Annotated in this window: 24 protein-coding genes; 16 read left to right on the plus strand and 8 right to left on the minus strand. The window is 37.3% G+C overall.

Features of this window, described 5'->3' with window-relative positions; all coding sequences use genetic code 11:
- Window positions 1-89: 89 nt before the first annotated feature.
- From LV704_RS07335 to LV704_RS07365, 7 genes are all read left to right on the plus strand, one after another.
- Window positions 90-764, plus strand: a complete 675-nt coding sequence (locus LV704_RS07335) for an SCO family protein (protein ID WP_163421013.1) — start codon at window positions 90-92, stop codon at window positions 762-764.
- Window positions 765-843: 79 nt separating this feature from the next.
- Window positions 844-1,086 (plus strand): FeoA family protein, encoded by a 243-nt coding sequence (locus LV704_RS07340; protein ID WP_163421012.1) that lies wholly within the window; start codon window positions 844-846, stop codon window positions 1,084-1,086.
- On the plus strand, window positions 1,083-3,320 hold the full coding sequence (gene feoB / locus LV704_RS07345; protein ID WP_163421011.1) for a ferrous iron transport protein B: 2,238 nt from the start codon (window positions 1,083-1,085) through the stop codon (window positions 3,318-3,320). Before LV704_RS07340 ends, feoB begins: the two co-directional genes overlap by 4 nt.
- 279 nt (window positions 3,321-3,599) lie before the next feature.
- A complete protein-coding gene (locus tag LV704_RS07350) occupies window positions 3,600-4,124 on the plus strand; it encodes an RNA polymerase sigma factor (protein ID WP_163421010.1) in 525 nt (174 codons plus the stop codon).
- Window positions 4,125-4,126: 2 nt separating this feature from the next.
- Complete coding sequence (locus LV704_RS07355) at window positions 4,127-4,918, plus strand: HEAT repeat domain-containing protein (protein WP_163421849.1); 792 nt, start codon at window positions 4,127-4,129, stop codon at window positions 4,916-4,918.
- Window positions 4,919-4,938: 20 nt separating this feature from the next.
- Window positions 4,939-5,691 (plus strand): DUF4097 family beta strand repeat-containing protein, encoded by a 753-nt coding sequence (locus tag LV704_RS07360; RefSeq protein ID WP_163421009.1) that lies wholly within the window; start codon window positions 4,939-4,941, stop codon window positions 5,689-5,691.
- 18 nt (window positions 5,692-5,709) lie between these two features.
- Entirely contained in the window at window positions 5,710-6,423 is a 714-nt protein-coding gene (locus LV704_RS07365; protein WP_163421008.1) for a hypothetical protein, read from the plus strand.
- Here the strand turns inward: LV704_RS07365 and LV704_RS07370 are convergent.
- From LV704_RS07370 to LV704_RS07385, 4 genes are read right to left on the minus strand one after another with little or no spacing between them, the layout of a single operon-like run.
- On the minus strand, window positions 6,420-6,812 hold the full coding sequence (locus LV704_RS07370) for a DUF423 domain-containing protein (RefSeq protein ID WP_163421007.1): 393 nt from the start codon (window positions 6,810-6,812) through the stop codon (window positions 6,420-6,422). The genes LV704_RS07365 and LV704_RS07370 overlap by 4 nt on opposite strands.
- 24 nt (window positions 6,813-6,836) lie before the next feature.
- On the minus strand, window positions 6,837-7,244 hold the full coding sequence (locus tag LV704_RS07375; RefSeq protein WP_163421006.1) for a DUF2141 domain-containing protein: 408 nt from the start codon (window positions 7,242-7,244) through the stop codon (window positions 6,837-6,839).
- 51 nt (window positions 7,245-7,295) lie between these two features.
- Window positions 7,296-7,730: a hypothetical protein gene (locus LV704_RS07380; protein WP_163421005.1), complete on the minus strand. Its 435-nt coding sequence runs from the start codon at window positions 7,728-7,730 to the stop codon at window positions 7,296-7,298.
- Window positions 7,723-9,762 carry a S9 family peptidase gene (locus LV704_RS07385; RefSeq protein WP_163421004.1) on the minus strand — a complete coding sequence of 680 codons (2,040 nt, stop codon included), beginning with the start codon at window positions 9,760-9,762 and terminating at the stop codon, window positions 7,723-7,725. Before LV704_RS07385 ends, LV704_RS07380 begins: the two co-directional genes overlap by 8 nt.
- A 63-nt stretch (window positions 9,763-9,825) precedes the next feature.
- On the opposite strand from LV704_RS07385, the gene LV704_RS07390 reads away from it, so the two are divergent.
- From LV704_RS07390 to LV704_RS07415, 6 genes are all read left to right on the plus strand, one after another.
- Window positions 9,826-10,932, plus strand: coding sequence for a helix-turn-helix domain-containing protein (locus LV704_RS07390; protein WP_163421003.1), 1,107 nt, complete (start codon window positions 9,826-9,828; stop codon window positions 10,930-10,932).
- A gap of 83 nt (window positions 10,933-11,015) precedes the next feature.
- Complete coding sequence (locus tag LV704_RS07395; RefSeq protein WP_163421002.1) at window positions 11,016-11,534, plus strand: hypothetical protein; 519 nt, start codon at window positions 11,016-11,018, stop codon at window positions 11,532-11,534.
- Between the two features lie 177 nt (window positions 11,535-11,711).
- Window positions 11,712-13,232 (plus strand): serine hydrolase, encoded by a 1,521-nt coding sequence (locus LV704_RS07400; RefSeq protein WP_163421001.1) that lies wholly within the window; start codon window positions 11,712-11,714, stop codon window positions 13,230-13,232.
- Window positions 13,233-13,252: 20 nt separating this feature from the next.
- Window positions 13,253-14,011 carry an SDR family NAD(P)-dependent oxidoreductase gene (locus tag LV704_RS07405; RefSeq protein WP_163421000.1) on the plus strand — a complete coding sequence of 253 codons (759 nt, stop codon included), beginning with the start codon at window positions 13,253-13,255 and terminating at the stop codon, window positions 14,009-14,011.
- Between the two features lie 9 nt (window positions 14,012-14,020).
- Complete coding sequence (locus tag LV704_RS07410) at window positions 14,021-14,494, plus strand: hypothetical protein (RefSeq protein WP_163420999.1); 474 nt, start codon at window positions 14,021-14,023, stop codon at window positions 14,492-14,494.
- A gap of 67 nt (window positions 14,495-14,561) precedes the next feature.
- Complete coding sequence (locus LV704_RS07415) at window positions 14,562-15,275, plus strand: DUF4386 domain-containing protein (RefSeq protein WP_163420998.1); 714 nt, start codon at window positions 14,562-14,564, stop codon at window positions 15,273-15,275.
- Between the two features lie 27 nt (window positions 15,276-15,302).
- Here the strand turns inward: LV704_RS07415 and LV704_RS07420 are convergent, their stop codons facing one another.
- The 3 genes from LV704_RS07420 to LV704_RS07430 are packed head-to-tail and all read right to left on the minus strand — an operon-like array spanning window position 15,303 to window position 17,318.
- Entirely contained in the window at window positions 15,303-15,812 is a 510-nt protein-coding gene (locus tag LV704_RS07420) for a nuclear transport factor 2 family protein (RefSeq protein ID WP_163420997.1), read from the minus strand.
- Between the two features lie 28 nt (window positions 15,813-15,840).
- Window positions 15,841-16,662: a ZIP family metal transporter gene (locus LV704_RS07425; protein WP_163420996.1), complete on the minus strand. Its 822-nt coding sequence runs from the start codon at window positions 16,660-16,662 to the stop codon at window positions 15,841-15,843.
- The gene (locus LV704_RS07430) at window positions 16,662-17,318 is read right to left on the minus strand and encodes a metal-dependent transcriptional regulator (protein ID WP_163421848.1); all 657 of its coding nucleotides are present in this window, start codon (window positions 17,316-17,318) and stop codon (window positions 16,662-16,664) included. Before LV704_RS07430 ends, LV704_RS07425 begins: the two co-directional genes overlap by 1 nt.
- 85 nt (window positions 17,319-17,403) lie before the next feature.
- Here LV704_RS07430 and LV704_RS07435 point away from each other — a divergent pair, with 85 nt between their 5' ends.
- From LV704_RS07435 to LV704_RS07445, 3 genes are all read left to right on the plus strand, one after another.
- Complete coding sequence (locus tag LV704_RS07435) at window positions 17,404-19,662, plus strand: TonB-dependent receptor (protein WP_163420995.1); 2,259 nt, start codon at window positions 17,404-17,406, stop codon at window positions 19,660-19,662.
- A 61-nt stretch (window positions 19,663-19,723) separates the two neighbouring features.
- Window positions 19,724-20,206, plus strand: a complete 483-nt coding sequence (locus LV704_RS07440; RefSeq protein ID WP_163420994.1) for a hypothetical protein — start codon at window positions 19,724-19,726, stop codon at window positions 20,204-20,206.
- Window positions 20,207-20,310: 104 nt separating this feature from the next.
- Window positions 20,311-20,802 (plus strand): DinB family protein, encoded by a 492-nt coding sequence (locus LV704_RS07445; RefSeq protein WP_163420993.1) that lies wholly within the window; start codon window positions 20,311-20,313, stop codon window positions 20,800-20,802.
- On the opposite strand, the gene LV704_RS07450 is transcribed toward LV704_RS07445, so the two are convergent.
- Window positions 20,803-22,590, minus strand: coding sequence for an alpha/beta hydrolase (locus LV704_RS07450; protein WP_163420992.1), 1,788 nt, complete (start codon window positions 22,588-22,590; stop codon window positions 20,803-20,805).
- Window positions 22,591-22,750: the final 160 nt, after the last annotated feature.

Genomic DNA, 22,750 nt, shown 5'->3' on the forward strand with positions numbered 1-22,750 from the left:
CAAGCACTACTTTGTTTTAAGAAAGTTTTAGCATCAAAACTTAGGTTTTATCTTGAAGAATCCTTCCTTCAGCCGTAATTTTGCAACTGATGAGGGCTTTTTTTTCAAAATACAAATTCTTTGGAGTAACGCTTTTAGCGCTCTCGGCAGTAATTATCTATTTGTTTTACAATGCCTTACAGCCAAAAAAAATGCTTCCCGTTTTTCAACCCTCCATGGTGAGTCAAGAATTGGTGGACAGTACTTTACACTACAAAAAGAAGTACCACACCATTGCAGATTTTGAGTTGATCAATCAAAACGGGCAAAAGATTACCCAGAAAGATTATAAAAACAAAATCTACGTAGCTGATTTCTTTTTTACCACCTGCCCTACTATTTGTCCCATCATGACCAAGAACATGGCAGAAATTCAAGGTTTAATTTTGGATGACCAAGATGTTATGCTGCTTTCCCATTCGGTTACCCCTGTTATTGATTCTGTGCCTCAACTAAAAAAGTATGCACTGGAAAAAGGGGTTATGGACAGTAAATGGAATCTAGTTACAGGAGATAAAAAACAGATTTACGAGCTGGCAAGAAAATCGTATTTAGCTGTAAAAAATGATGGTGATGGAGGTCCTTACGATATGATTCATACTGAAAATTTTATTCTTGTGGATAAGGAAAGAAGGATTAGAGGGTTCTACGATGGTACCAGCAAAGAAGAAATACAAAAACTTCTGGAGGACCTTGAAGTTTTAAAGGCTGGTTATGCAGAATAATCGTTTAAAACTTTAAGAATCCTATGTGCTCATTTTTATTTACTTTTGCTCTTACTTAAAATCAATCTAAATAAGTTTAGTGGCGACTGTTGCAGATTTAGAACACGGACAAAAAGGAATCATAAAGGAATTTTCAGATAATATTCTTCCCATAAAATTAATGGAGCTAGGGTGTTTGCCCGGAAACAGCGTAGAATTGGTTCAGATTGCTCCTTTAAAAGACCCTATTTATATTAACGTAAATGGAAGCCATATAGCCATACGCCGCTCTTTGGCCAAGCAAATTGAGCTTGACATTATTGATGATACGATAGCCATATGAGCAAAAGCATAAATGTTGCACTAATTGGCAATCCCAATACAGGAAAAACATCAGTCTTCAATCAACTTACCGGACTTAAACAAAAGGTTGGAAATTACCCAGGCATTACAGTAGAAAAGAAAGAAGGTGTTTGTAAGCTTCCCAGAGGTGTAAAAGTACATATCCTAGATCTTCCCGGCACTTATAGTCTTAATACCACTTCGTTAGATGAAAGTGTGGTCGTTGAGCTATTATTGAACAAGAACGATAAAGATTACCCGGATGTAGCGGTAGTGGTGAGCGATGTAGAAAACCTAAAAAGAAATCTGCTCCTTTTTACGCAAATCAAAGACCTTAGAATTCCCACTATTTTGGTCATTAACATGGCGGATAGAATGTCTAGAAAAGGTATTTCTTTGGACATTGAAGCATTGGAAGAAAAATTGGACACCAAAATTGCTTTGGTCAGTACACGAAGGGGAAACGGTATTGAACGTATTAAAGAGCTAATCGCTGATTACAAAACCTTATCGACGGGGGCCAATGTGGATACATCCAGAATCTCTCCCGAATATTTTGGTCATTTACAAAAGGCCTTCCCAAAAGAAGACCTGTACAAACTATGGTTGGTCATTACACAAGATGTAAACTTTATGGCCATTGAAAAGAAGCGAATTCAGGATGCCACTTCTTTTTCAACTAAATCCAAGGACGAACTCAAAAAGCTTCAACACAAGGAAACTGTTTTACGTTATCAGTTTATAAATAGCACCTTGAAAGAAACGTATAAAGTAGACTTTCAAGCGGCCAAAGGATTTAGGGCCTCTCTTGATAAAGTTTTAACGCATAAGGTATTTGGCTATGTCATTTTTCTTGTCATATTATTGACCATTTTTCAGGCCATTTTTGATTGGAGCAGTTATCCACAGGATTTTATTGACCAGCAATTTGCCATGGCTGGCGAATGGATCAAAAATACACTGCCCCCAGGTGTGTTTACCAATTTACTGGCCGAGGGAATACTGGCAGGCATAGGCGGCATTGTAATCTTTATTCCGCAAATAGCCTTTTTGTTTCTGTTCATTTCACTGTTAGAAGAAACCGGATATATGAGTAGGGTTGTCTTTTTAATGGATAAGCTCATGCGCCCTTTTGGTCTTAGCGGAAAAAGTGTGGTACCACTTATTTCGGGAACAGCCTGCGCAATTCCGGCCGTTATGGCAACAAGAACTATTGAAAATTGGAAAGAGCGACTGATTACCATTTTGGTTACTCCTTTTACCACTTGTTCGGCAAGGCTCCCTATTTATTTAATTTTGATTGCCCTTGTTATTCCAAAAGGACGTGTTCTAGGCTTGAGCTACCAAGCCTTGACTTTGATGCTATTATATATTATTGGGTTTGGGATGGCCATTTTCTCTGCAATGGTTCTAAACAAGGTTTTGAAAATAAAAAGCAGCTCCCTTTTTATGGTGGAAATGCCTACTTATAGACTTCCTCTTATAAAAAATGTGGCTTATACTGTAATAGAAAAGACCAAGAGCTTTGTCTTTGGGGCTGGAAAAATCATTTTAGCCATTTCCATTGTGCTTTGGTTTCTGGGATCTAATGGATATTCGGAAGATTTTAAAAACGCGGAAAGTATAGTCAACAAAAGAATTGAAGAGGAAGGCCTTTCTAAGTATAGTAAAAACTATATTCAGAACAACATTGATGCCTACATGCGCAGCACCAAATTGAGCATTGTAGATCAATCCAATGCCATTGGTTTAAAATCGCTCCAAGACTCTGTGCAGATAATGACAGGTCAACTAAAAGAAAGAGCTAGAGCGCAGGAAATTTCCAGTTATAAACTGGAACATTCTTATATAGGGTATGCCGGAAAAGCCATTGAACCTTTGGTTAGGCCATTAGGCTACGATTGGAAAATTGGCATTGCCGTTTTAACATCTTTCGCTGCGCGTGAAGTTTTTGTTGGAACCTTGGCAACCATCTATAGTGTAGGCAATGATGAAGAGGAAACTATTAAAAGTAGAATGGCTGCAGAGTTACATCATTCAGGCAAAAAACCATTGTTCAACCTAGCATCTGGCATTTCATTAATGTTATTCTACGCTTTCGCAATGCAATGTATGAGTACGTTAGCTATTGTTAAAAAAGAGACTAACTCATGGAAATGGCCTTTGCTTCAACTAATATTTATGAGCGTTTTTGCTTATCTTGTTGCTTTGACGGCATATCAAATCCTAAAATAAATGGAAATTGTTCAGCACATACTGGTATATTTAATTTTAACAATTGCTGTTGGCTATTTGGTATTAAAATTTGTTCTTCCAAAGTCATTGATCCCTTCTAGAAAAAAAACCACAAAATCTTGTGGGCAAGACGGTTGCGGTTGCAGCTAAGTATTCCACTATATTATATCACCAACTTTTCAGTGCTTTCAGGAATTTAAATTGAAAAAATTATATTCCTGCTGTAACCTTTTATAAATTCCTGATTATATAGGTTAGAAGATCAACTAAAAACATCTTTTGAAAGAGCTCTCAGATGAAATAGTAATGCAAAAAGTTGCCGCGGGCAATCTAGATTTACTCAAGGTACTTTTTGATAAACACCATAGGCATGTGTATAATTTTTTATACAAAATGTCCGGAGACAAAATGTTGAGTGAAGATTTAACGCAAGATGTTTTTTATAAACTGATCAAGTATAGAAGCTCTTACAAAAATGGCTCTTTTAAAGCATGGTTGTTTACCATAGCAAGAAATGACTTAAAAACACATTTTACCAGAAACCATAAAAATCATGACGATATAGATGTATTGGAATATAAACAAGTGGAAAATGAAGACAATAGGCAAGAAGAATATTCCCATTTGCAAAGTGCGCTGAACAAACTGGATGCCACAGATCGTGAGTTGGTCATTTTAAACCGGTTTCAGGAAATCCGGTACGAAGAATTGGCAGAAATAGTAGGAAGCACTCCAGGGGCAGTTAAAACAAGGGTGTGCAGAATTTTAAAAAAACTAAAGAGTATTTATTTAGAAAACATATAAGCATGGAAAAAAATCATGTTACAAACTTGTTCCTGGAATATCTGGACAATACGTTGAGCAAGAAGGAAAAGGAAAGGATAGAACAACACATTGCTGGTTGCATTCAATGTAAGTTGGAATTGGATGAAATGAAAATATTGTTCAAAGCTTTTGAAGATGAATCTATTTCAGTTCCAACGGAAAGTCTCAGTGCAAAATTTGATAAAGCCTTACAGGAAGAAAAAATGGGAACGACCAAAGTGGTTCCTATTTCTTCGGAAAGAAGAAAGACGGGATGGGCTTCCAATATGCTCAAAGTAGCAGCAAGTATTGCGTTGTTGGTCGCTTCTTTTCAGATGGGAAGATTTCTCCAACAAGAAAAATCCAATGAAGATATTGCTTTCTTGCTAGATGAAAGTTTACAGTTTAAACAAACAGCAATGCTTTCCTTAATGGAGAATCAATCTGCAAGTAAGCGTATTCAAGGGGTCAATTATATTGAAGAGTTTTCAAAACCAGATGAGACCATTGTAATTGCATTGGCAAACAGATTGTTGAATGATGAGAATGACAATGTACGATTAAACGCCTTCGAAGCCTTATCCAAATTCACTGCATCAGAAACTGTAAAGACAGCATTTATAGAGGCCCTGAAAATTGAAAAAAATCCAAGTATACAAATTGCTATTATTCAATCTTTGGTTAAAATCCAAGAAAAGAAAGCGGCAGCACCGATGAAGAAATTATTAGAACAAGAGGACACACAGCCCTTTGTAAAAAATGAAATCAAACTAGGGTTACCTAAAATTATATAAACATCAAAAAACGAAAAATCATGAAACACGTAACAATTCTTTTAATCGCATTTGCATTTAGTACAATTACCACCGCCCAAAAAGGATATACCAAATCATTAAGTGGAATAGAATGGGTGAAAATTGAATCCAAATCGGATATCACTTTAAAATCATATAGTACCAATGAGTTACTGATCAAGGGCAGTAGAAGCTCCAAAACATCTGAAAAAGCCAAAGGACTCAGATTAGTTGGTGAGGGAGGCAATGACAATACAGACGTTGGTTTCTATGTAGTACAGGACGGCAATACACTGATAGTAAAAAATTTAAGAAAATCTGAAGGTGCTGAAATATTCCTTCCAAAGAACCAAAATGTATCGGTTGTAAGCACGTGGGCCGGCGACATAGAAATTGATGGTTTTTCAGGAGAAATTGAAGCAGATGCTCAGCTAAATGGCAGTATTGAAATTACTGACGTGAACGGGCCAGTGACCGCAAATGCCCTTAACGGTGAGGTTACGGTAACGTTTGGAACGGTAAAACAAGATTCCCCTATTTCAATCTACACCACAAACGGAGAGGTTGATGTTACTATGCCTTCAAGTACTCCAGCAGATTTAGCCTTGAGCACAAGAAACGGAGACATTTATACAAACTTTGAATTTAAGAGAGAGGAAAAAGATGGTTTAAAGTCAATATCTGGAAGAAAGGTAAAGGCAACCATAAATAATGGTGGTGTAAACATTTCGCTAAAGTCCACGAATGGAAATATTTATTTAAGAAAACAATAATCAACAAACAGAACAGTCATGAAAAATGTAGCAATCCTATTGGCATTGGGTTTCATCAGCCTATCTGTTAATGCCCAAAAAGTTATTGAAAAAAGTATCAATTATAACAACCAAGTTATAGATCTTGACGTGAAATTTGCTTCGGATATTGTAGTTAAAACTTGGGATAAATCCAAAGTTTATTTTAAGGCAACACTAATGACCAAAAATGACAAATACTTAGATCTGTACAAATTAAATGTGGAAGAGAACAATGGTTATATCAATATTAGTTCGGTATCAAAACCAATTATTAAGGCTTTTTATAACGAATGGAAAAAAAATAGTTCAAATAGAGAAACCACGTACTACAATACCAGCGATATGTATGAATTTAATTATGTTCTCTATGTACCCAAAAATGCAAGCTTCAATGTGACCAGCATAAATGGTGATCTTAAATCAGATATTATTGAAGCTGATTTTACAGCGGACTTGATCAACGGTAATATTGACATTAAAAAATACAATGGCAATCTTGACCTTAAAACCATAAATGGGGAAATAGATCTGGTTTTGGCAAACTCAAGACTTACCGCTGAAACCGTTAACGGTCAAATTTACGCAGATGAAAAAATGGATTTAAAGGTTACCGATCGTCATGTTGGCCAAAAAGTGGAGGGGAATTTTAATAGTGCAACCTACCGTCTGGAATTAAATACCATAAATGGCAATATGTACTTACGGCTTTAGAGCATGGGAGCTATAAAAGAATATAATAATAAGCCCCAACCTATTGCGAGCAACAATCCCCCAATAGGTGTTATGGGTCCAAGAAATCTTAGTTTTTTTCCTTTTGATGCGCTTAAACAAAGACCATAGATACTAAAGGAAAATAGTAAAGTACCCATAACAAAACAATTAACAATGTACTTGTCAATGGGCTGGTCAAACCCAAGGTTAAAGCTAAGCACCACTAACAATATGGCGTGGTACATTTGGTATTTGACCCCGGTTTCAAAACTATGAAGTTGTTCTGGGGTCAATTTCTTTTTTAATGCATGGGCTCCAAATGCTCCAAAAACAATAGCCAGAAGACCATAAAAGCTACCCATAATTTGAGCAAGTAGAATTGTTTCCATATTTGTTAAACGTATAAAATACTATTAGAAAATAACATTGACCTCGGTATCCCTAGTCACCCTAAAGCAGCATTCCTTGTATTTTGGAGGGCCAAAAGTTTTCATTTTTGATTTTGAAAAAGCTACTTTTTCCTTTGGAATTCCCAACCAATTTTTATCAAGTATATCATTGCCATTTTGATCATGAAACACCGCAACTGCATATTCGCCTGGAGGCACATTCTCTATGTTTAGCATAACCATTCCTTCTTTTGCGGCTGTAGTTCCAGTTTTGACAACCCCTTCAAAGGTCAAAAAGGTTTCACCTGAATCATAAACCGCCACATTTATGTTCCCTTCTGTTGATGGAACATTGTGTACATGAACCGAAATAGTATTCTGGGACAACATGAAAAAAGGCAACAAAAAAATGGTATAAAAGACAGTTTTCATAGGTAAAATCTAGACAAAATTATCATTGCTTGAGTAAATACGTTTACAATATCAATTTTGGCTTTTTAAGGTAGCCATCAATTTGTTGTTCAATAAATTATAAACTTCTTGGGTTTGTAAACTATCATTAAAGTTTAGGAATATTTTGAGTGAATCATGATGAACCAGCCTTATTTTTTCCTGTCTTAAGTCATCTACAAAAACATATACCTTAGATTGAGATAGAGAATCCTTGAAAACACCTTTTTCTTTGGCCATCCAAGAAAATCCATTAAAGCGCTCCATTTCTGGAAGCTTTTTTACAAGGTTAATACTATCAATTTCTGAAATAGGAATTTTCTGGTAGTACACTCCTGAAAGAACTCTAAACTTCCCTTCTTCAATTTTGTGCCAATTCTTATAATGAAGTATAAAAGCAAAAGCACAGGTTATAAGCGTGAGAACAATCAACACATTCCATAACTGGTGCCTTTTCTTTTTAGTCATTTTCTTTATCTGTTCTATACTTATCAAACCATGCAACTGTATGTGCAATTTTGGTTATCAAATTGCTTGGTTTGTTTGCAATTCCGTGGCTCGCACCGGGAATTTCAACCAACACGGTTTCAATTTTACGCAATTTAAGGGCGTGATACAGTTGTTTGGCTTCACTTGGTGGTGTGCGTAAATCGTTCATCCCCACCATTACCATAGTTGGGGTCTCTATATTACCAACGAGAGAAAGAGGGGAAAATTTCCAATACCCTTCAAAATTTTCCCAAGGCTGTCCAGAATATCTAGAATTGGCATAACCAAAATAGTTGTCGGCCACCAAGGTCTTACTAATCCAGTTCATTACAGGTTTAGCTACTACCGCTGCTTCAAAACGCTTGTTTTTTCCAATCATCCACGCTGACATGATTCCCCCAGCACTTCCACCAGTTACAAATAATTGATCTTCATGCGCAATCCCCATTTTGATACAATGATCCACACCATCCATGGTATCATCATAATCTTGGCCTGGATAATTGTTTAAAAGCAAGTTGCCAAATTCTTCACCATAACTGGTACTCCCCCTGGCATTGGGGTAAAAAACAATATATCCTGCTGAAGCATATAATTGCATTTCAATTGAAAAACGATCTCCGTAATTTGCAATAGGACCACCGTGATTTTCTACCATAAATGGATATTTTTTAGTAGCATCATAATTTGGCGGATAGACCACCCAACCTTGAATATCACGACCATCAAATGAAGATTTGTACCAAACCTCTTCTACTTTTCCTAAGGTTCTGTAATCTAAAAGTGCTTTGTTCAAAGCTGTTATTTTCTTTGGGGTTTTTGCCTTCAGGCTTAAAATTGCCAAATCTGACGGATAATCGGGTCGCGAATTTGTATAGGCAATTGTACCGTTTTTGGAAACACTGTGCGAACCGCTTCCATAAGGTCTTCCCAGTATAGTTCCTCCCCTGTTATCCGCTAGTTTTGAAATCTCTCCTGAAAGGGAAACATAGCCAATCTTGCCATTACCTTTATCGTCATAATCAAAGTAAAGTCCGTTGCTTTTAGCATCCCAATGGATATTGGAAACGGTTCTGTCCAAAGTGTCCGTTATACTTCTTTTGTTACTTCCATCTGCATTCATAATGTGCAGCTTGCGAACTTGATAGGCCTCCCTTTTATCCTCAATACCTATATAAGCAATGTATTTTCCATTTGGAGAAATCTGTGGGCTGTAATCCGGGCCATCTCTATCCGTTAACGCACTTATTTTTCCATTCTGAACCTCTACATAATAGATTTCACTATTGCGAAAATCGTATTCCCAGTTTTCATTTCTATTGGCCGAAAAGTAGATTTTACTACCGTCAGTACTCCAAGATAGCGTACCTCTATGATGCCAATCTCCGGAAGTTATTTGGCGGGGTGCCCCTCCTTCTGAAGAAATTATAAAAATATGGTTGAATCCTGGTTTTATATAACCCCTTCCATCAGCCTCGTGATATACACGGTCTGTAATTCTTGGGGCCTCTGCCCATTCTGCTCCTTTAGGTTTTTTAGGGGCTTTGGCAATAACTGGTGGAGCCTTGGGGACATTCATTGAAAATGCCAAATTTTTCCCGTTCGGCGACCATGTCAGGGAACTTGGGCTAAAAGGGAGTTGGGTCAATTTTGCAATCTTTCCAGAAGTCACCCAGTACATATAAATTTCAGAACCTTCATTTGTGCTACTTGAGAATGCAATGCGATCTCCTGAGGGAGACCATACCGGACTACTTTCACTAACCTCTCTAGAGGTCATTTTTTGATGTTGGCTACCATCTGCTTTAACCAACCACAAGTTTCCAACGGAGCGATCTTTCATAATATCATAATCCATTCTGCGATATACTACCCACTCACCATTCGGAGAAATCTGTGGGTCGGAAACATATTGTAAATCAAAAATGTCCAGATAGGAAAAGTTTTGTTTTTGTGCTGTTGAAAATTGCAGTGCACCGGTTGCAAGAAGCAAAAGAAGAAGTCTCCGCATAGTTTTGAAATTTGTAGTTTTAAAGGTAGCGGAAAACGAAGAAGCTTCAAAAAGAAATTGTGGATGCAGCTCAATATTTCCATCATTCAACTTATTACCATTTGTGCGGTTGCCAATGGGTTTATTTTTGGGTTTCTGCTATTGGAAAAAAAAGAAAATAGATTTGCCAATCGTTTTCTATTTCTTTCTTTAATCTGCATGTGCCTGACCTTTACTCCTTATATGCTGGACCCTTCTATTTGGGACACTTATAAATGGCTGGCATGGATGCCATTTTCATTATCTTATTGGATAGGTCCATCTTTTTATTTTTATGTTCGTACGCTGACCAACCCAAGTTTCCTATTTACCAAAAGACAACTTTGGCACTTCTCCCCTCTTGTCCTGAATTATGTGCATAGTATCTATCATGCCATTTTTCCAGGTAGTAGGACCCCATGGTATTGGTTTCATTTTGTGACTGAACTTTTTGAGTCGGCGGCAATCCTTTCCATTTTAATCTATATGATACTGTCTTTCAAATTGGTTAAAAAATACCAACGACAACTTTTGAACAACGTTTCCACCATTACTAAAATTAATCTTCAGTGGGTTAAAAAAACAATACTGGTCATCGTTATTTCTTTTGTATTGATTTCAATTTTTCTATTCATTAGCAGTGGCATTAGCGGCAAAGAATTCTTCTACCAATGGGACGAGTATAGGTCTGCCATTTTACTGCTCTATTCATGCGTGTTGTATTGGTTAAGTATTCGCGGGTATCAACAAGCACAAACCATAAAAATCAGTAAACCTTCGGATTCCATAGAGAACCTACCTGATAAAGAATCAACCAAAATCATTGATCAGCTTCACACCGCCATGGTCAATCAAAAACTATTTAGAAATCCTGAGTTGAGTCTTGCAAGTCTGAGCAAATCGATTTCTGTTTCTGAAAGGACCATTTCAGAAGTTTTAAACGGCAACCTAAATAAAAACTTTTATCAGTTTGTAAATGAATACCGTGTTATGGATGTTCAGGGGAAATTGAAAGACCCCAAAAACTCCCACCTAAAAATTCTAAGTCTGGCATTTGATGCAGGGTTTAATTCCAAAGCTACATTCAATAGGTTATTTAAAACATACACAGGCTTAACTCCAAAAGGATTTAAATCCCAAAACTTACGTTAAAAAACGTTTTTTGGGACTTGTGATTAGGTATTGAGACTTTTTTAAAAAGCTTCCTGACTAGATTGAGACAAAATCAATATCTCATGCAAAAGTCATTTCTTATTCTGTCGTTTATTTTAATTTCCAATTCAGCATTTTCTCAATCCATAAAGGATTTAGATTTTTTAATAGGGAGTTGGAAGGTTGTGGAAACCCTTTATCCCGGTACCGGTAAGGAGTATCAGGAGATTGGAACACGAAATTGCGAATATTACTTAAATGGAAGCTTTATTAAATGTGAATCGCTCACCGTAGATCAAAGAAATGAACGAGAACGCGCCTATGCCTATATTATTAACTACCATAAAAAGGAAGATGTTTTTTTGGTTACCTCCCTGGCGCATGACTTTCCGTTACATGGCCAACATAAATGGTTTTTAGATAAAGAGCATAAACGCCTTAATGCCATCTCTCCCAAAAATGTTATTGAGGATCGCTTTTTTAGGGGTACAATTTCATATGCGGATAAAAACAAATTGGTATGGAATGGTTGGTCCAGTAAATTTTTAAATGACAAAGAATGGATACAAATTTTCAATGATGTCACTGAAAAACTCCAATGAATATATCAATCCCTTCAATTGTTCAATCTATGTTTAAATTGATGGTCCCAACTTTATACTTATTATATTTAGGGTAAATAACCAACTGTGTCAAAATTCTTCTCAATCCACGGTATCATCAAGGTATTGAAACCAGTTTAGAATTGAACAAGGCTATTTTCTAACTAATCATTAAACATGAGAAATAAGATCTATTCGCTGTTGTTCTTACTAAGTATCGTATTAAACCTCCCTTTAAGCGCTCAACAAAAAGCAAACAATAAAAAATTGGATGCCATGATTGTTCAGGGCATGAAAGATTGGAAAGTTCCGGGGCTGGCCGCAATAGTGGTCAAGGATGGTGAAGTCGTCTTTCAAAAAACCTATGGGGTAAAAAATTTGGAAACCAAAGAAAAGGTAGATGAGAATACTTTATTCAATATGGCCTCCACTACCAAAGCAGTTGTGGCAATTGCCATGGGAATGTTGGTAGATGAAGGCAAATTAAATTGGGATGATAAGGTTGTTGATCACCTACCTTATTTCAAATTGTCCGACCCTTATAGTACGGCCGATGCCCGTATAAAAGATTTGTTCACCCATAATTTAGGTGTTGGCAATGCAGATGCTCTATGGATTGTTGATAGTACTTCAACTCGTGAAACAATACGAAAGTTTCAATTCGCAAAAAAAACGTATCCTCTCCGAGGGGGATTCACCTACCAGAACATTATGTATGCCGTAGCCGGCGAAGTTATCGCTGCAGTAAGTGGAAAACCATGGAACGAATTTGTAAAGGAGCGCATATTTGATCCTTTGGGTATGACCAGAACCCAAGCCCTTGCCAAAGATGTTTTTAGTGTTGGAAATTATGTAACCCCTTATTTAGATGACACTGAAGATGGCTTGGTAGAGGTCGATTACGGTTTTTCGGATCAAATAGGTCCAGCTGGAATGATCTGCTCTACGCCACACGATATTTCAAATTACTTGACATTCCTAGTGAATGATGGTGTTTACAAATCAGATACATTGGTAAAACCCAAGACCTTCAAGTACTTGTTTGAACCCCATTCTTTTTTAGGCTCAAATGGTACGTATCCTACAAACGCGCTTACCAAACCAAATTGGAACACTTATGGTCTAGGCTGGTTTCAGCAAGATTACAAAGGTCATAAACTAGATTTTCATACTGGAAGTCTATTTGGTCTGGTGGCCATTGCAGGAATAATGCATGAAAAAAATGTAGCGGCCTACGTATTTGCAAACTTAGATCACGCCGAACTGCGACATGCTATTATGTACAAAGCAATAGACTTGTATGGCTTTAACGATGATAGCCGTGATTGGCATACTGAAGTTTTTGATCTATATGAGGGCTTTAAAAAAGAGAATATTGAAGTATTGAAAAAGAAGGTCGCAGAGCGTGCGGAAAACACAAAACCGAGTTTGTCATTAGAGGCTTATGAAGGATCTTATAGTAATGAAATGTTGGGCACGGTCGTAGTCACAGCCCAAGACAATGTATTGAAAACCAATTTTAATGATTTTATCATTTATGATGCTGAACATTGGCATTATGACACTTTTATCACAAACAAAGATCCTCGGTTTCGCGAAAAGCTACTAATTCGTTTTGAACTCAACAATGACGGAAAGATCAATCAACTTGATTTTATGGGAGAAGTGTTTACCAAAATCACGCAAGGGGATGATTAAGTTCTTTAAAAAAATCGATCATGAATTTCAAAAATAAAAACGTTCTAATTACAGGAGCTTCTCGGGGTATAGGTAAAGCCACCGCTATGTCTTTTGCTGAAAAAGGTGCCAATGTGGGGATAAATTTCAGAAGCAACCAAAAGGAGGCTAAAAAAACCTTGGCAGAGTTAACAGGGGAAGGTCATTTTTTGTTTCAACAAGATATTTCAGAAAAAGATGGCCCAGAATCCCTGATAAAAAGTTTTGTTGACCACTATGGCCAACTGGATGTTTTGGTCAATAATGCAGGGATTTCCATTTTTCATAAAATTGATGAAGTGGATTTTGAACATTGGGCCAATGCTTGGGAGGGTACTTTTAAAACTAACTTATTTGCAGTGTCCAATCTGTGTTATTGGGGAGCAAAAGCCATGATGAAAACAGGAGGTGGTCGTATAGTAAATGTATCTTCTAGAGGTGCATTTAGAGGTGAGCCCACCAAACCAGCCTACGGTGCTAGCAAGGCTGCATTAAATTCCATGAGTCAATCCTTGGCAAAAGCGTTGGCACCCCATAAAATATACATAGGAGTAGTAGCTCCTGGTTTTACAGAAACCGAAATGGCGGCCATCACCCTAACTCCTACGGAAAGGGAAAATCTGCTTCGTGAATCCCCTTTTCAACGTATGGCGCAACCAAAAGAGGTGGCACATGCTATTCTATTTTTAGCTTCTGAGGGCGCGGAATATTCTTCGGGCACTATAATCGATGTAAATGGCGCTTCATATTTAAGGAGTTAACTTTGTTGTATGAAAGCAGCCACTGTAGTCCAAATAAAAAAAGAATTACAACATTGTTCTCCTGAAGAACTATTGCAACTCTGTCTTCGACTTTCAAAGTTTAAAAAAGAAAACAAAGAACTGCTTACCTATCTACTTTTTGAGGCTGGTAATGAAGCTGGCTATATTGAAACTGTAATGGCTGAGGTCGATGAGCTATTTTTAGACATCAATACCAACAGTTTCTTCTACATTAAAAAAAGCGTGCGAAAGATTTTACGGAATCTTAAAAAGTACATTCGTTACTCAGGAAATAAAGAAACGGAGGTTGAGCTTTTGCTCTATTTCTGCAAAAAATTAAAAGAGTTTAGACCCTCAATGAACAACAACACTCCCCTACGTAATTTGTATGATAGGCAGTTGGCATTTATTGAGAAAAAAGTAGATGCCCTTCATGAGGATCTTCAATATGATTATGGTTTGGTTCTAGAAGAATTAAAGTAGCTGCCAGGCAACCTTTTCTAAAAAAGAAGCGTCTTTCTTTTTACAAACCATATCAATCATCAAACAAATGGGCGCAAACAAAAAAACAGCACGTTTAGCTGGCTTACTCTATTTCTTAGTTGTTATAACCGGTATTTTCAGCCTACTATATGTTCCATCCCAACTTATTGTTTGGAGCGATTCCGCTGCAACAATTGCAAATATTAAATCCTCGGAATCCTTATTTCGGTTAGAAATTTTAAGCGGCCTTCTGTGTTACATTTTCTTTTTACTGTTGCCCTGGGTATTGTATCAATTGTTCAAAGGGATAAATAAAGACTATGCCGTTCTGATGGTTGTTTTGGCCGTCATTAGTGTTCCTATTTCATTTGTAAATCTAACACACAAACTGGATATTCTTTCTTTGCTCAGTGAAGCCGACTACCTGAAGGTGTATTCTACAGAGCAGATTCAGGCTCAAGTAATGCTTGCTTTGGAGTCTTACCATCATGGAAATTTGGTTGCACAAGCATTTTGGGGACTTTGGCTCTTTCCTTTTGGTTATTTGGTTTTCAAATCAGGCTTTTTGCCTAAGTTTTTAGGTCTATTTTTAATGATAGGTAGTTGTGGCTACTTTCTGGATTTTGTGGGTCGCATTGTATGCTCAAATTATGGTGATCTATGGATTTCTGATTATATCACCATTCCCGCCAGCATTGGCGAAATTGGAACTTGCCTGTGGTTATTGATTATGGGAATAAAAACTGTCACTCCTGTTGAAAAAGAAAAGGGCACAACCTAAAATGTTTCCTACAATAATTGAGATATACTAGAACTTCAAAATACTGTTCTTTGCAAAATCTGCTCCCGTAATAGGGTTCCCATTGATAGTCGCAGTATCCCAATCTTGGGTTATTTTCCATTGACCTTCAATTTTTTTAAGCACTATATGAAACTGCCCATAACTATAATTGGTCTCATCATTCTTATCTGTAAATCCAATTCTGTAAAAGCCTACTTCATACGATGTGGTTTCATTGGTACGTCGACTATCAAACCAAAAATCCAATGAGATAGATACTCCATCTGCTTTATTCTTCTTAAAGCGTTCAAGGTTTCCTGCTTTAAAAGCATTCTCTGTATCAATTCCTTGTGGAGTTACTCTAAGTACTTCTTCAGCGTAAGTAGCATTAAGTGCCTTACCATCTAAAGTTTCAAATGCTTTTTGAAAAGATTTCCATAGGCTTTTGTCAATTTCATTTTGAATTTGTTCAACATCCACTTGCGCATAACCAAAATAGGACAAGGATAAAGCGCATAGTAACACTAATTTTCTCATAATTTGTTCTTTTAATTTCTTTGAATAATTACCCCAGACCCACATCCAAAGTCATCATAATAATAAAGCCGCCAATAAAGCCCATTGTGGCCACATCTGTGTATTTGTCTCGTTGGGTTTCTGGAATCACTTCTTCCACCACTACAAAAATCATGGCGCCAGCAGCAAAGGACAAGGCGTATGGTAAAATAGGTTCAAAAGTAAGAACTGCCCAAGCTCCTAAAACCGCTGCAATGGGTTCCACTATGGCCGAAGCCTGACCGTACATAAAGCTTTTGGTTCTACTCAATCCTTGTCTACGCAATGGCATGGCCACTGCAAAACCTTCAGGGAAGTTTTGAAGGCCAATCCCCAATGCTAAAGCAACTGCTCCTCCAATGGTAGCACCATCAAAACCTGCTGCAACACCTCCAAAAAGTACCCCAACAGCCAATCCTTCGGGAATGTTATGCATTGTAATGGCCAAGGTCAATAACGTGGTTCTGTGCCAAGGTGTTTTTACCCCTTCAGCTTCACTCTCTTTGAAATTGATATGCAAATGCGGTAGAATCTTATCCAATCCAAAAATAAAAGCAGCTCCCAATAAAAAACCGACCGCAGCTGGAATTACCTTTTCAAAACCTTCTCCGGGACTCATTTCAATTCCGGGTGCCAACAAACTCCAAAAACTGGCAGCCACCATTACTCCACCTGTAAAGCCCAGCATGCCATCCAAAAGAGCTCGATTCATTGTTTTAAACAAAAAAACCAAAGCTGCCCCAGCAGCTGTCAGCCCCCAAGTAAACAGAGTGGCATAAAAAGCTGCCAAAATAGGATTTATGCTTTCAAAATATTCAATTACCTGTTCCATTACTCATTCAGTTTTATGTAGAGGTTAGACGCTATTTGATGCGAAATATGAAGTTCTTTGCCTTCCATTTTAATATGAAGTGACTGATCAAAATCTTCTTTATCCAATACTTTGATTGTGTTCCCCAAGGCAATACTGTTTTTATCCAAGAATTTGAGAAAAGCCGCTGATGTATCCTTGACCCCAACACACACACCTTCTTTTTGAAGTCGTATTTCGCTTAACAATTGTTTGTCTCGCTCCATGAACTTTCCATCCTTACTTGGAATAGGATCTCCGTGCGGGTCGTATTTGGGAAAGTCCAATAGCGCATCTATACTATCGATCAATTTTTCACTTTTAATATGCTCCAACTGCTCTGCCACCTCATGAACCTCATCCCATGAAAAATCCAACTTTTCTACTAAAAACACTTCCCACAAACGATGCTTTCTAATTATTGAAAGTGCAGTCTTAATTCCAAAGTCGGTTAAAGAAACTCCTTGATATTTCTTGTAGTTCACAAACCCTTTATCCGCCAATTTTTTGGCCATATCCGTTACAGAAGATGGCTTTGTCTCCATCTGTTCCGCAATAGCATTTGTTGAAATAAGCGCAGAAGAATTACCCCCTAAATGAAAAATAGTCTTGATGTAGTTTTCTTCCGAACGAGTCACAAAAAATAATTTTTTCAAAAATACATTTTTATTTATAAAAACAAATTTTTAGATTTGTCTAAATTTTAATTTAAACAACCAGAAATTGAAACGGTTTTTACTGGTATTTACTTTGTTAAGTTCTCTTGTTGGATGGTCTCAAAACGGCACTGTTCATGGAACTGTTTCTGAAAATGGACAAAACCTTCCTTTTATCAATATTTATTTAAAAGGCACTCAAAGTGGAACGGCTACAGATGGAGATGGAAATTATTCGATCACAGATTTGTCTCCTGGGAACTATGTATTGATTGCTTCTGCTATTGGATATGAACCTTTTAGGAAATCTTTTTTAATTGGAAAAGACGAATCAGTAACGTTAAACATTCAATTGAACCAATCTGCCGAAGCGTTGGATGAAATGGTTGTTACCGGTACGCTAAAAGCGGTAAGTCGCCTAGAAAGTGCGGTTCCTGTTGAAGTATATAAACCGAGTTTTCTAAAGAAAAATCCAACTCCAAGTATTTTTGAAGCACTTCAAAACGTGAATGGAGTGCGCCCACAAATCAATTGCAATGTTTGTAACACAGGCGACATCCACATTAATGGATTAGAAGGTCCTTACACTTTGGTTTTGATAGATGGGATGCCTATTGTTAGTGGTTTGGGCACAGTCTATGGCTTATCTGGAATACCAAACTCGTTAATTGAACAAATTGAAATTGTAAAAGGCCCGGCCTCCACACTATATGGAAGCGAAGCTGTTGGTGGGTTGATCAATATCATCACAAAACATGCGCCAAATGCTCCAGAATTTTTTGCGGATGCATATTTAACCGGTTGGGGAGAATATAACTTGGATGTGGGATCAAAAATTGAGATAGGAAAGAAAACCGATTTATTACTCGGTGTCAATTATTTTAATTATGATGAAATTATTGATAACAACGGTGACAATTTTACGGACTTAACCTTACAAGATCGTGTCTCCGTCTTTCAAAAATGGAACTTTAAACGAGAGGATGCCAAAGTGTTTTCCCTTGCCGGTCGTTTCTTTTATGAAGATCGATGGGGTGGTGAACTACAATGGACTCCAGAATTTAGGGGTGGTAATGAAATTTATGGAGAAAGCATCTATACTCGTAGATGGGAAGTTTTAGGTAAATACCAATTACCTATTGATGAAAAAGTAATGCTTTCAATGTCCTACAACGACCACAATCAAAACTCGGTGTATGGGGATGTGCTCTATTTGGCGGATCAGCGCATTGGCTTTGGTCAAATGACTTGGGATAAAACCGTTGGAAACCATGATCTACTTTTTGGCAGTGCCATTCGATACAATTATTATGATGACAACACGCCAGCCACTCTAAACGCGGATGAAGTTTGGATTCCCAGCTTGTTTATCCAAGATGAGCTGAAACTTGCTGAAAAACATTCCATTTTGGGAGGAGTGCGCTATGATTATGACCAAAGACATGGTAACATTTTTACTCCTAGAGTGGCTTATAAATGGAAGATTTCGGACAATGATATTTTTAGGGTCAATGCAGGAACAGGGTTTAGAGTGGTGAACCTATTTACCGAAGATCATGCAGCCTTAACCGGTTCTAGGGATGTAATTATTGTTGAGGAGTTAAAGCCGGAGCGTTCACTAAATGTTAACCTCAACTACCTGAAAAAAATATATGCGGACAATGGTACTTTTGTAGGTCTTGATGCTTCCGCATTTTATACCCATTTCTCCAACATTATTCTACCAGACTACGACACCAACCCCAATCAAATTATCTATGACAACTTGGATGGTAAATCCGTTTCAAAAGGGGTGAGTGCCAATATTGACTTAGTGCTTCCCAACGGGCTTAAATTTTTAGTTGGTGCTACTTGGCAAGATGTGAGCAACACAGAAAACGGAGTTACTTCACGTCAAATATTGACCGAAAGCATTACTGGAACATGGAATGTCTCTTATACCTTTAGGAGTTTAGATCTAACCTTGGATTATACAGGGAACTTATATGGCCCTATGCGATTACCAACACTTGGAGAACTAGATCCGCGACAAGATTTTTCACCTACTTGGAGTATTCAAAATATACAGTTCACCTATAAAGGATTGGACAAGTTTGAGTTCTATGGCGGTGTTAAAAACTTATTGGATTGGACTCCGAATCGAGGAAATCCCTTTATTATAGCGCGAGCAGATGACCCCTTTGATCAAAACGTACAGTTTGATTCACAGGGCAATGCTGTGGCCACCGCAGACAATCCGTTTGCCCTTACGTTTGACCCCAGCTATGTCTATGGTCCTAACCAAGGTATCCGTGGTTTCTTTGGGTTGCGGTATACGGTTTTTTAAGACCGGTCTTCTTTATTATCTTAGATGCATAGCAAGATATATAACTATCCATTGTATGCATATGAGACATCTTTCAACACTTTTGATAATTATCCTCGCATTTGCATGTCAAGGGAAACATGAAATTTCAAATGATTTAAATGAAGAATTGATCATCAATGAAATACAACAAATGTTTGACGATTATCACAAGGACATCAGATTACAGGGATTAACAGGGGAACTTAAATATTTGGATAATTCTAAGGATTTCTTTTGGGTCCCTCCTGGATATAATTCAGCATTATCATATGATTCGGTAAAAACTATTTTAGAAAAAAACGCCAAAGCTTTTAGTAGAATTGAATTTCAGTGGGACACCCTCCGAATAATCCCAATTTCAAACGAAGTTGCCAGTTATTCTGGAATAGTTGAAGGAACAATGATAGATACCTCAGGAATAAAATCCATGATGCGCATTATTGAATCAGGGACCGTTATTAAGCGAACAACTGAATGGAAGCTTCTTTGCGGACAATCCGCTAATCTGAGCGTTAAACAATAATCGCATTTCAAAAGCCGAAATTAATCGCCAATAAATATCTTAAGCGAGTATTCCGGTGGAAAAAGAATTCACAAGATGCTTATTCAATCTCATCAAAACAAAACATGAAATACACACCTAAAGATGGCTTCCCTTATTATTTTGACTTGGCAAAGGGTATGGATTGTTCATCATTGTTTTCTGATTCATCCACCAGTAGGCTCTTAAATTCTATTAGTGAGGAAAAAGCCGCTTACAGATATGCGCCGGATAAGTGGAGCATTAAACAAGTAGTAGGGCATATTACCGATCATGAAAGAATTAAGATGTTTCGAGCCTTTATGCTGAGCAGGAACGAACAATTGGAACTCTGGGGCTATGACCAAAACTCCTTGGTAGCTAACAGTCGCTTTGATAAGTTATCTTTTGAACAATTAGTAACTGACTTCGTCAATGTAAGGAAGGCGTCCATTAGTTTTGTTGATACGCTGTCTGAGAAACAATTAAGACTAAAAGGTATGGCTCGGCAACATGAAATCACCCTTGAAGATTTTCTAAAGTCTATCATTGGTCATGAAAGACATCATATAAACATTATCAGGGAAAGATACCTTTAGCTACTCTTTTGAATCTTTCAAAAACCCTCTTGCTACGAGAAATTCATCCGTAAGTTCTTTCACTTTTTCTCTTGCTTCTTTGTCCCTAAAAAAATGCCCTCCCTTTTCAAAAATTTGAAACTGAAAATCGTTTTTATACCCTTCCATAGCGGCCTTAAACTGAAAGAATTCATAGATAGGAGCCAAATAATCCTCGGTAGTATGAAACGAGAGAAATGGAGGTAACCCACTTTTTACATTTTGGACCAATGAGATAGCTTTCGCCTGACCTTTTGATACCCCATCAAACCAACCATCTCCTTTTGTTAGATCATAGCTGGATGATTGTGTAATAACCAAGTTCGGAACGGAACTAAAACCATTGTTATCCTCAGATATAAAGTCATCCACAATAGCAGTAGAGGCTGCCAAATGTGCCCCGGCAGAAAAACCTGTCGCTACAATTTTATTAGGGTCAATTCCTAGTTCAGATGCATTTGCCCTTACCCATCTAATTGCGGACTTCGCATCTTCCAAACTTTTCTGAATATCGTTTCCGTGCACATCAATCAATCTATACTCAAAAGAGATTGCCACCATTCCTTGTGCCGACATTCTTTTACAAACATCATAGCCCGCTTCTGGCATGCCTAAGCTCCATCCTCCACCATGAAAATAGAGGTATGCTGATTTTTCGTCTTCTTGTTTATGTTTTTCAGGGTAAAAAATATGGGCATCCAGCTCAATTTCATCACTAGTCTTATAAACACTAATTTTATTAGGTTCTTCTCTAACTGCCAATGCTTTTTGATAATCATTTTTGACCTTGGCAAGAAGCTGTTCATTACTGGTTTCTTTTTCAAATTGAGTAAAAATACCTTTCCAAGCTTTTGTGCTGTAATTGGTATTACAAATTTTGAAATGTTGTTCAAACAGGTAGTCCTTAATTTCTTGATCTACGGGAAGGTTTTTAATCGCTAGGTATCGGGCATTTATTTTTTCCTGTGGTTGGTTGTCATATCGTTGGTTTTTGAATTTACCAGAAGACATTATCTCCAAATATTTATCCAGATAAGCAATGTATTTTTCATCATTTAAGGATTCAGGTTTGTTTAACCCCAAAGCCATTTCATCCAAATAATCTTTAGGCAACTGTGCTGTTTTACCAGTTACAATCTCATGCCCCGATGGATATAACAATTGATAATACTTGTAATGGTTGTCCAGTGTGACCATGCAATGTTTTTCAAACACTGCAGGAATATTCTCTACACTACTGCTAAATGTATTGTAATGGGCAAGGTTGGTATTTTTCAAGGAATCTAATTGTTTCCTGAAACTAGCTTCATCCAAAGCATATAGACTGGCCAAGTTTCTATAAATATAGCCCTCTGTCTTTCCCATTTCTTCTTTCTGATTTTTTAAATAAGTGTTCAAATGAGCATTTGTGCCCGCTAAGTTTACTAGGGAATCCAAGGTAATTGCTATACTATCATTTGGTGACACATATAATGAGACATTCTCTTTTCCTAGAATTATTCTATAGAAACTGGGTTTTTCAATTTCAATTTCAAACCTAAAGCGCCCTTCATCGTCAATGGTAGTTGACACCCCAGTAAGATCAGTGACAGTAGACCATTCATTTTCTAAGGGGATTGGTTCATTTGATAAGCGAACCTCTCTTTCATCTGGAGACATTACAGTGCCACTAACAACAGCTTTGCTTTGTATTTTGGTTGAATCTCCGCAACTAAAAAAGAAAAGTAGTGTTCCAAAAGTCAATAATTGAAGTATTTCTTTTTTTACCATAATGATTGATTTAAACATCTGGCCTTGAACCAAACATGACGCCTATTTTCAAGACGTACAATTTTACAGGATGGTTGCCTCACCAAGAAAATCCATATGTTGTGGCGCTAAGGGTTTAAACCTTTGAAATTCCTATAATTAACTATCTTAGGTACCAATT

It is taken from the genome of Flagellimonas sp. CMM7 (genome assembly GCF_021390195.1).
Classification (GTDB): Bacteria; Bacteroidota; Bacteroidia; order Flavobacteriales; family Flavobacteriaceae; genus Flagellimonas.

Coding starts and splice junctions, on each gene's coding strand:
- LV704_RS07380 (WP_163421005.1), bottom strand. CDS start 7,730: ATGACTAAAAAGAAAAGGCACCAGTTATGGAATGTGTTGATTGTTCTC.
- LV704_RS07395 (WP_163421002.1), top strand. CDS start 11,016: ATGCAAAAGTCATTTCTTATTCTGTCGTTTATTTTAATTTCCAATTCA.
- LV704_RS07445 (WP_163420993.1), top strand. CDS start 20,311: ATGAAATACACACCTAAAGATGGCTTCCCTTATTATTTTGACTTGGCA.
- LV704_RS07335 (WP_163421013.1), top strand. CDS start 90: ATGAGGGCTTTTTTTTCAAAATACAAATTCTTTGGAGTAACGCTTTTA.
- LV704_RS07390 (WP_163421003.1), top strand. CDS start 9,826: ATGCAGCTCAATATTTCCATCATTCAACTTATTACCATTTGTGCGGTT.
- LV704_RS07360 (WP_163421009.1), top strand. CDS start 4,939: ATGAAACACGTAACAATTCTTTTAATCGCATTTGCATTTAGTACAATT.
- LV704_RS07400 (WP_163421001.1), top strand. CDS start 11,712: ATGAGAAATAAGATCTATTCGCTGTTGTTCTTACTAAGTATCGTATTA.
- LV704_RS07405 (WP_163421000.1), top strand. CDS start 13,253: ATGAATTTCAAAAATAAAAACGTTCTAATTACAGGAGCTTCTCGGGGT.
- LV704_RS07440 (WP_163420994.1), top strand. CDS start 19,724: ATGAGACATCTTTCAACACTTTTGATAATTATCCTCGCATTTGCATGT.
- LV704_RS07370 (WP_163421007.1), bottom strand. CDS start 6,812: ATGGAAACAATTCTACTTGCTCAAATTATGGGTAGCTTTTATGGTCTT.
- LV704_RS07410 (WP_163420999.1), top strand. CDS start 14,021: ATGAAAGCAGCCACTGTAGTCCAAATAAAAAAAGAATTACAACATTGT.
- LV704_RS07415 (WP_163420998.1), top strand. CDS start 14,562: ATGGGCGCAAACAAAAAAACAGCACGTTTAGCTGGCTTACTCTATTTC.
- feoB (WP_163421011.1), top strand. CDS start 1,083: ATGAGCAAAAGCATAAATGTTGCACTAATTGGCAATCCCAATACAGGA.
- LV704_RS07450 (WP_163420992.1), bottom strand. CDS start 22,590: ATGGTAAAAAAAGAAATACTTCAATTATTGACTTTTGGAACACTACTT.
- LV704_RS07375 (WP_163421006.1), bottom strand. CDS start 7,244: ATGAAAACTGTCTTTTATACCATTTTTTTGTTGCCTTTTTTCATGTTG.
- LV704_RS07425 (WP_163420996.1), bottom strand. CDS start 16,662: ATGGAACAGGTAATTGAATATTTTGAAAGCATAAATCCTATTTTGGCA.
- LV704_RS07420 (WP_163420997.1), bottom strand. CDS start 15,812: ATGAGAAAATTAGTGTTACTATGCGCTTTATCCTTGTCCTATTTTGGT.
- LV704_RS07355 (WP_163421849.1), top strand. CDS start 4,127: ATGGAAAAAAATCATGTTACAAACTTGTTCCTGGAATATCTGGACAAT.
- LV704_RS07385 (WP_163421004.1), bottom strand. CDS start 9,762: ATGCGGAGACTTCTTCTTTTGCTTCTTGCAACCGGTGCACTGCAATTT.
- LV704_RS07365 (WP_163421008.1), top strand. CDS start 5,710: ATGAAAAATGTAGCAATCCTATTGGCATTGGGTTTCATCAGCCTATCT.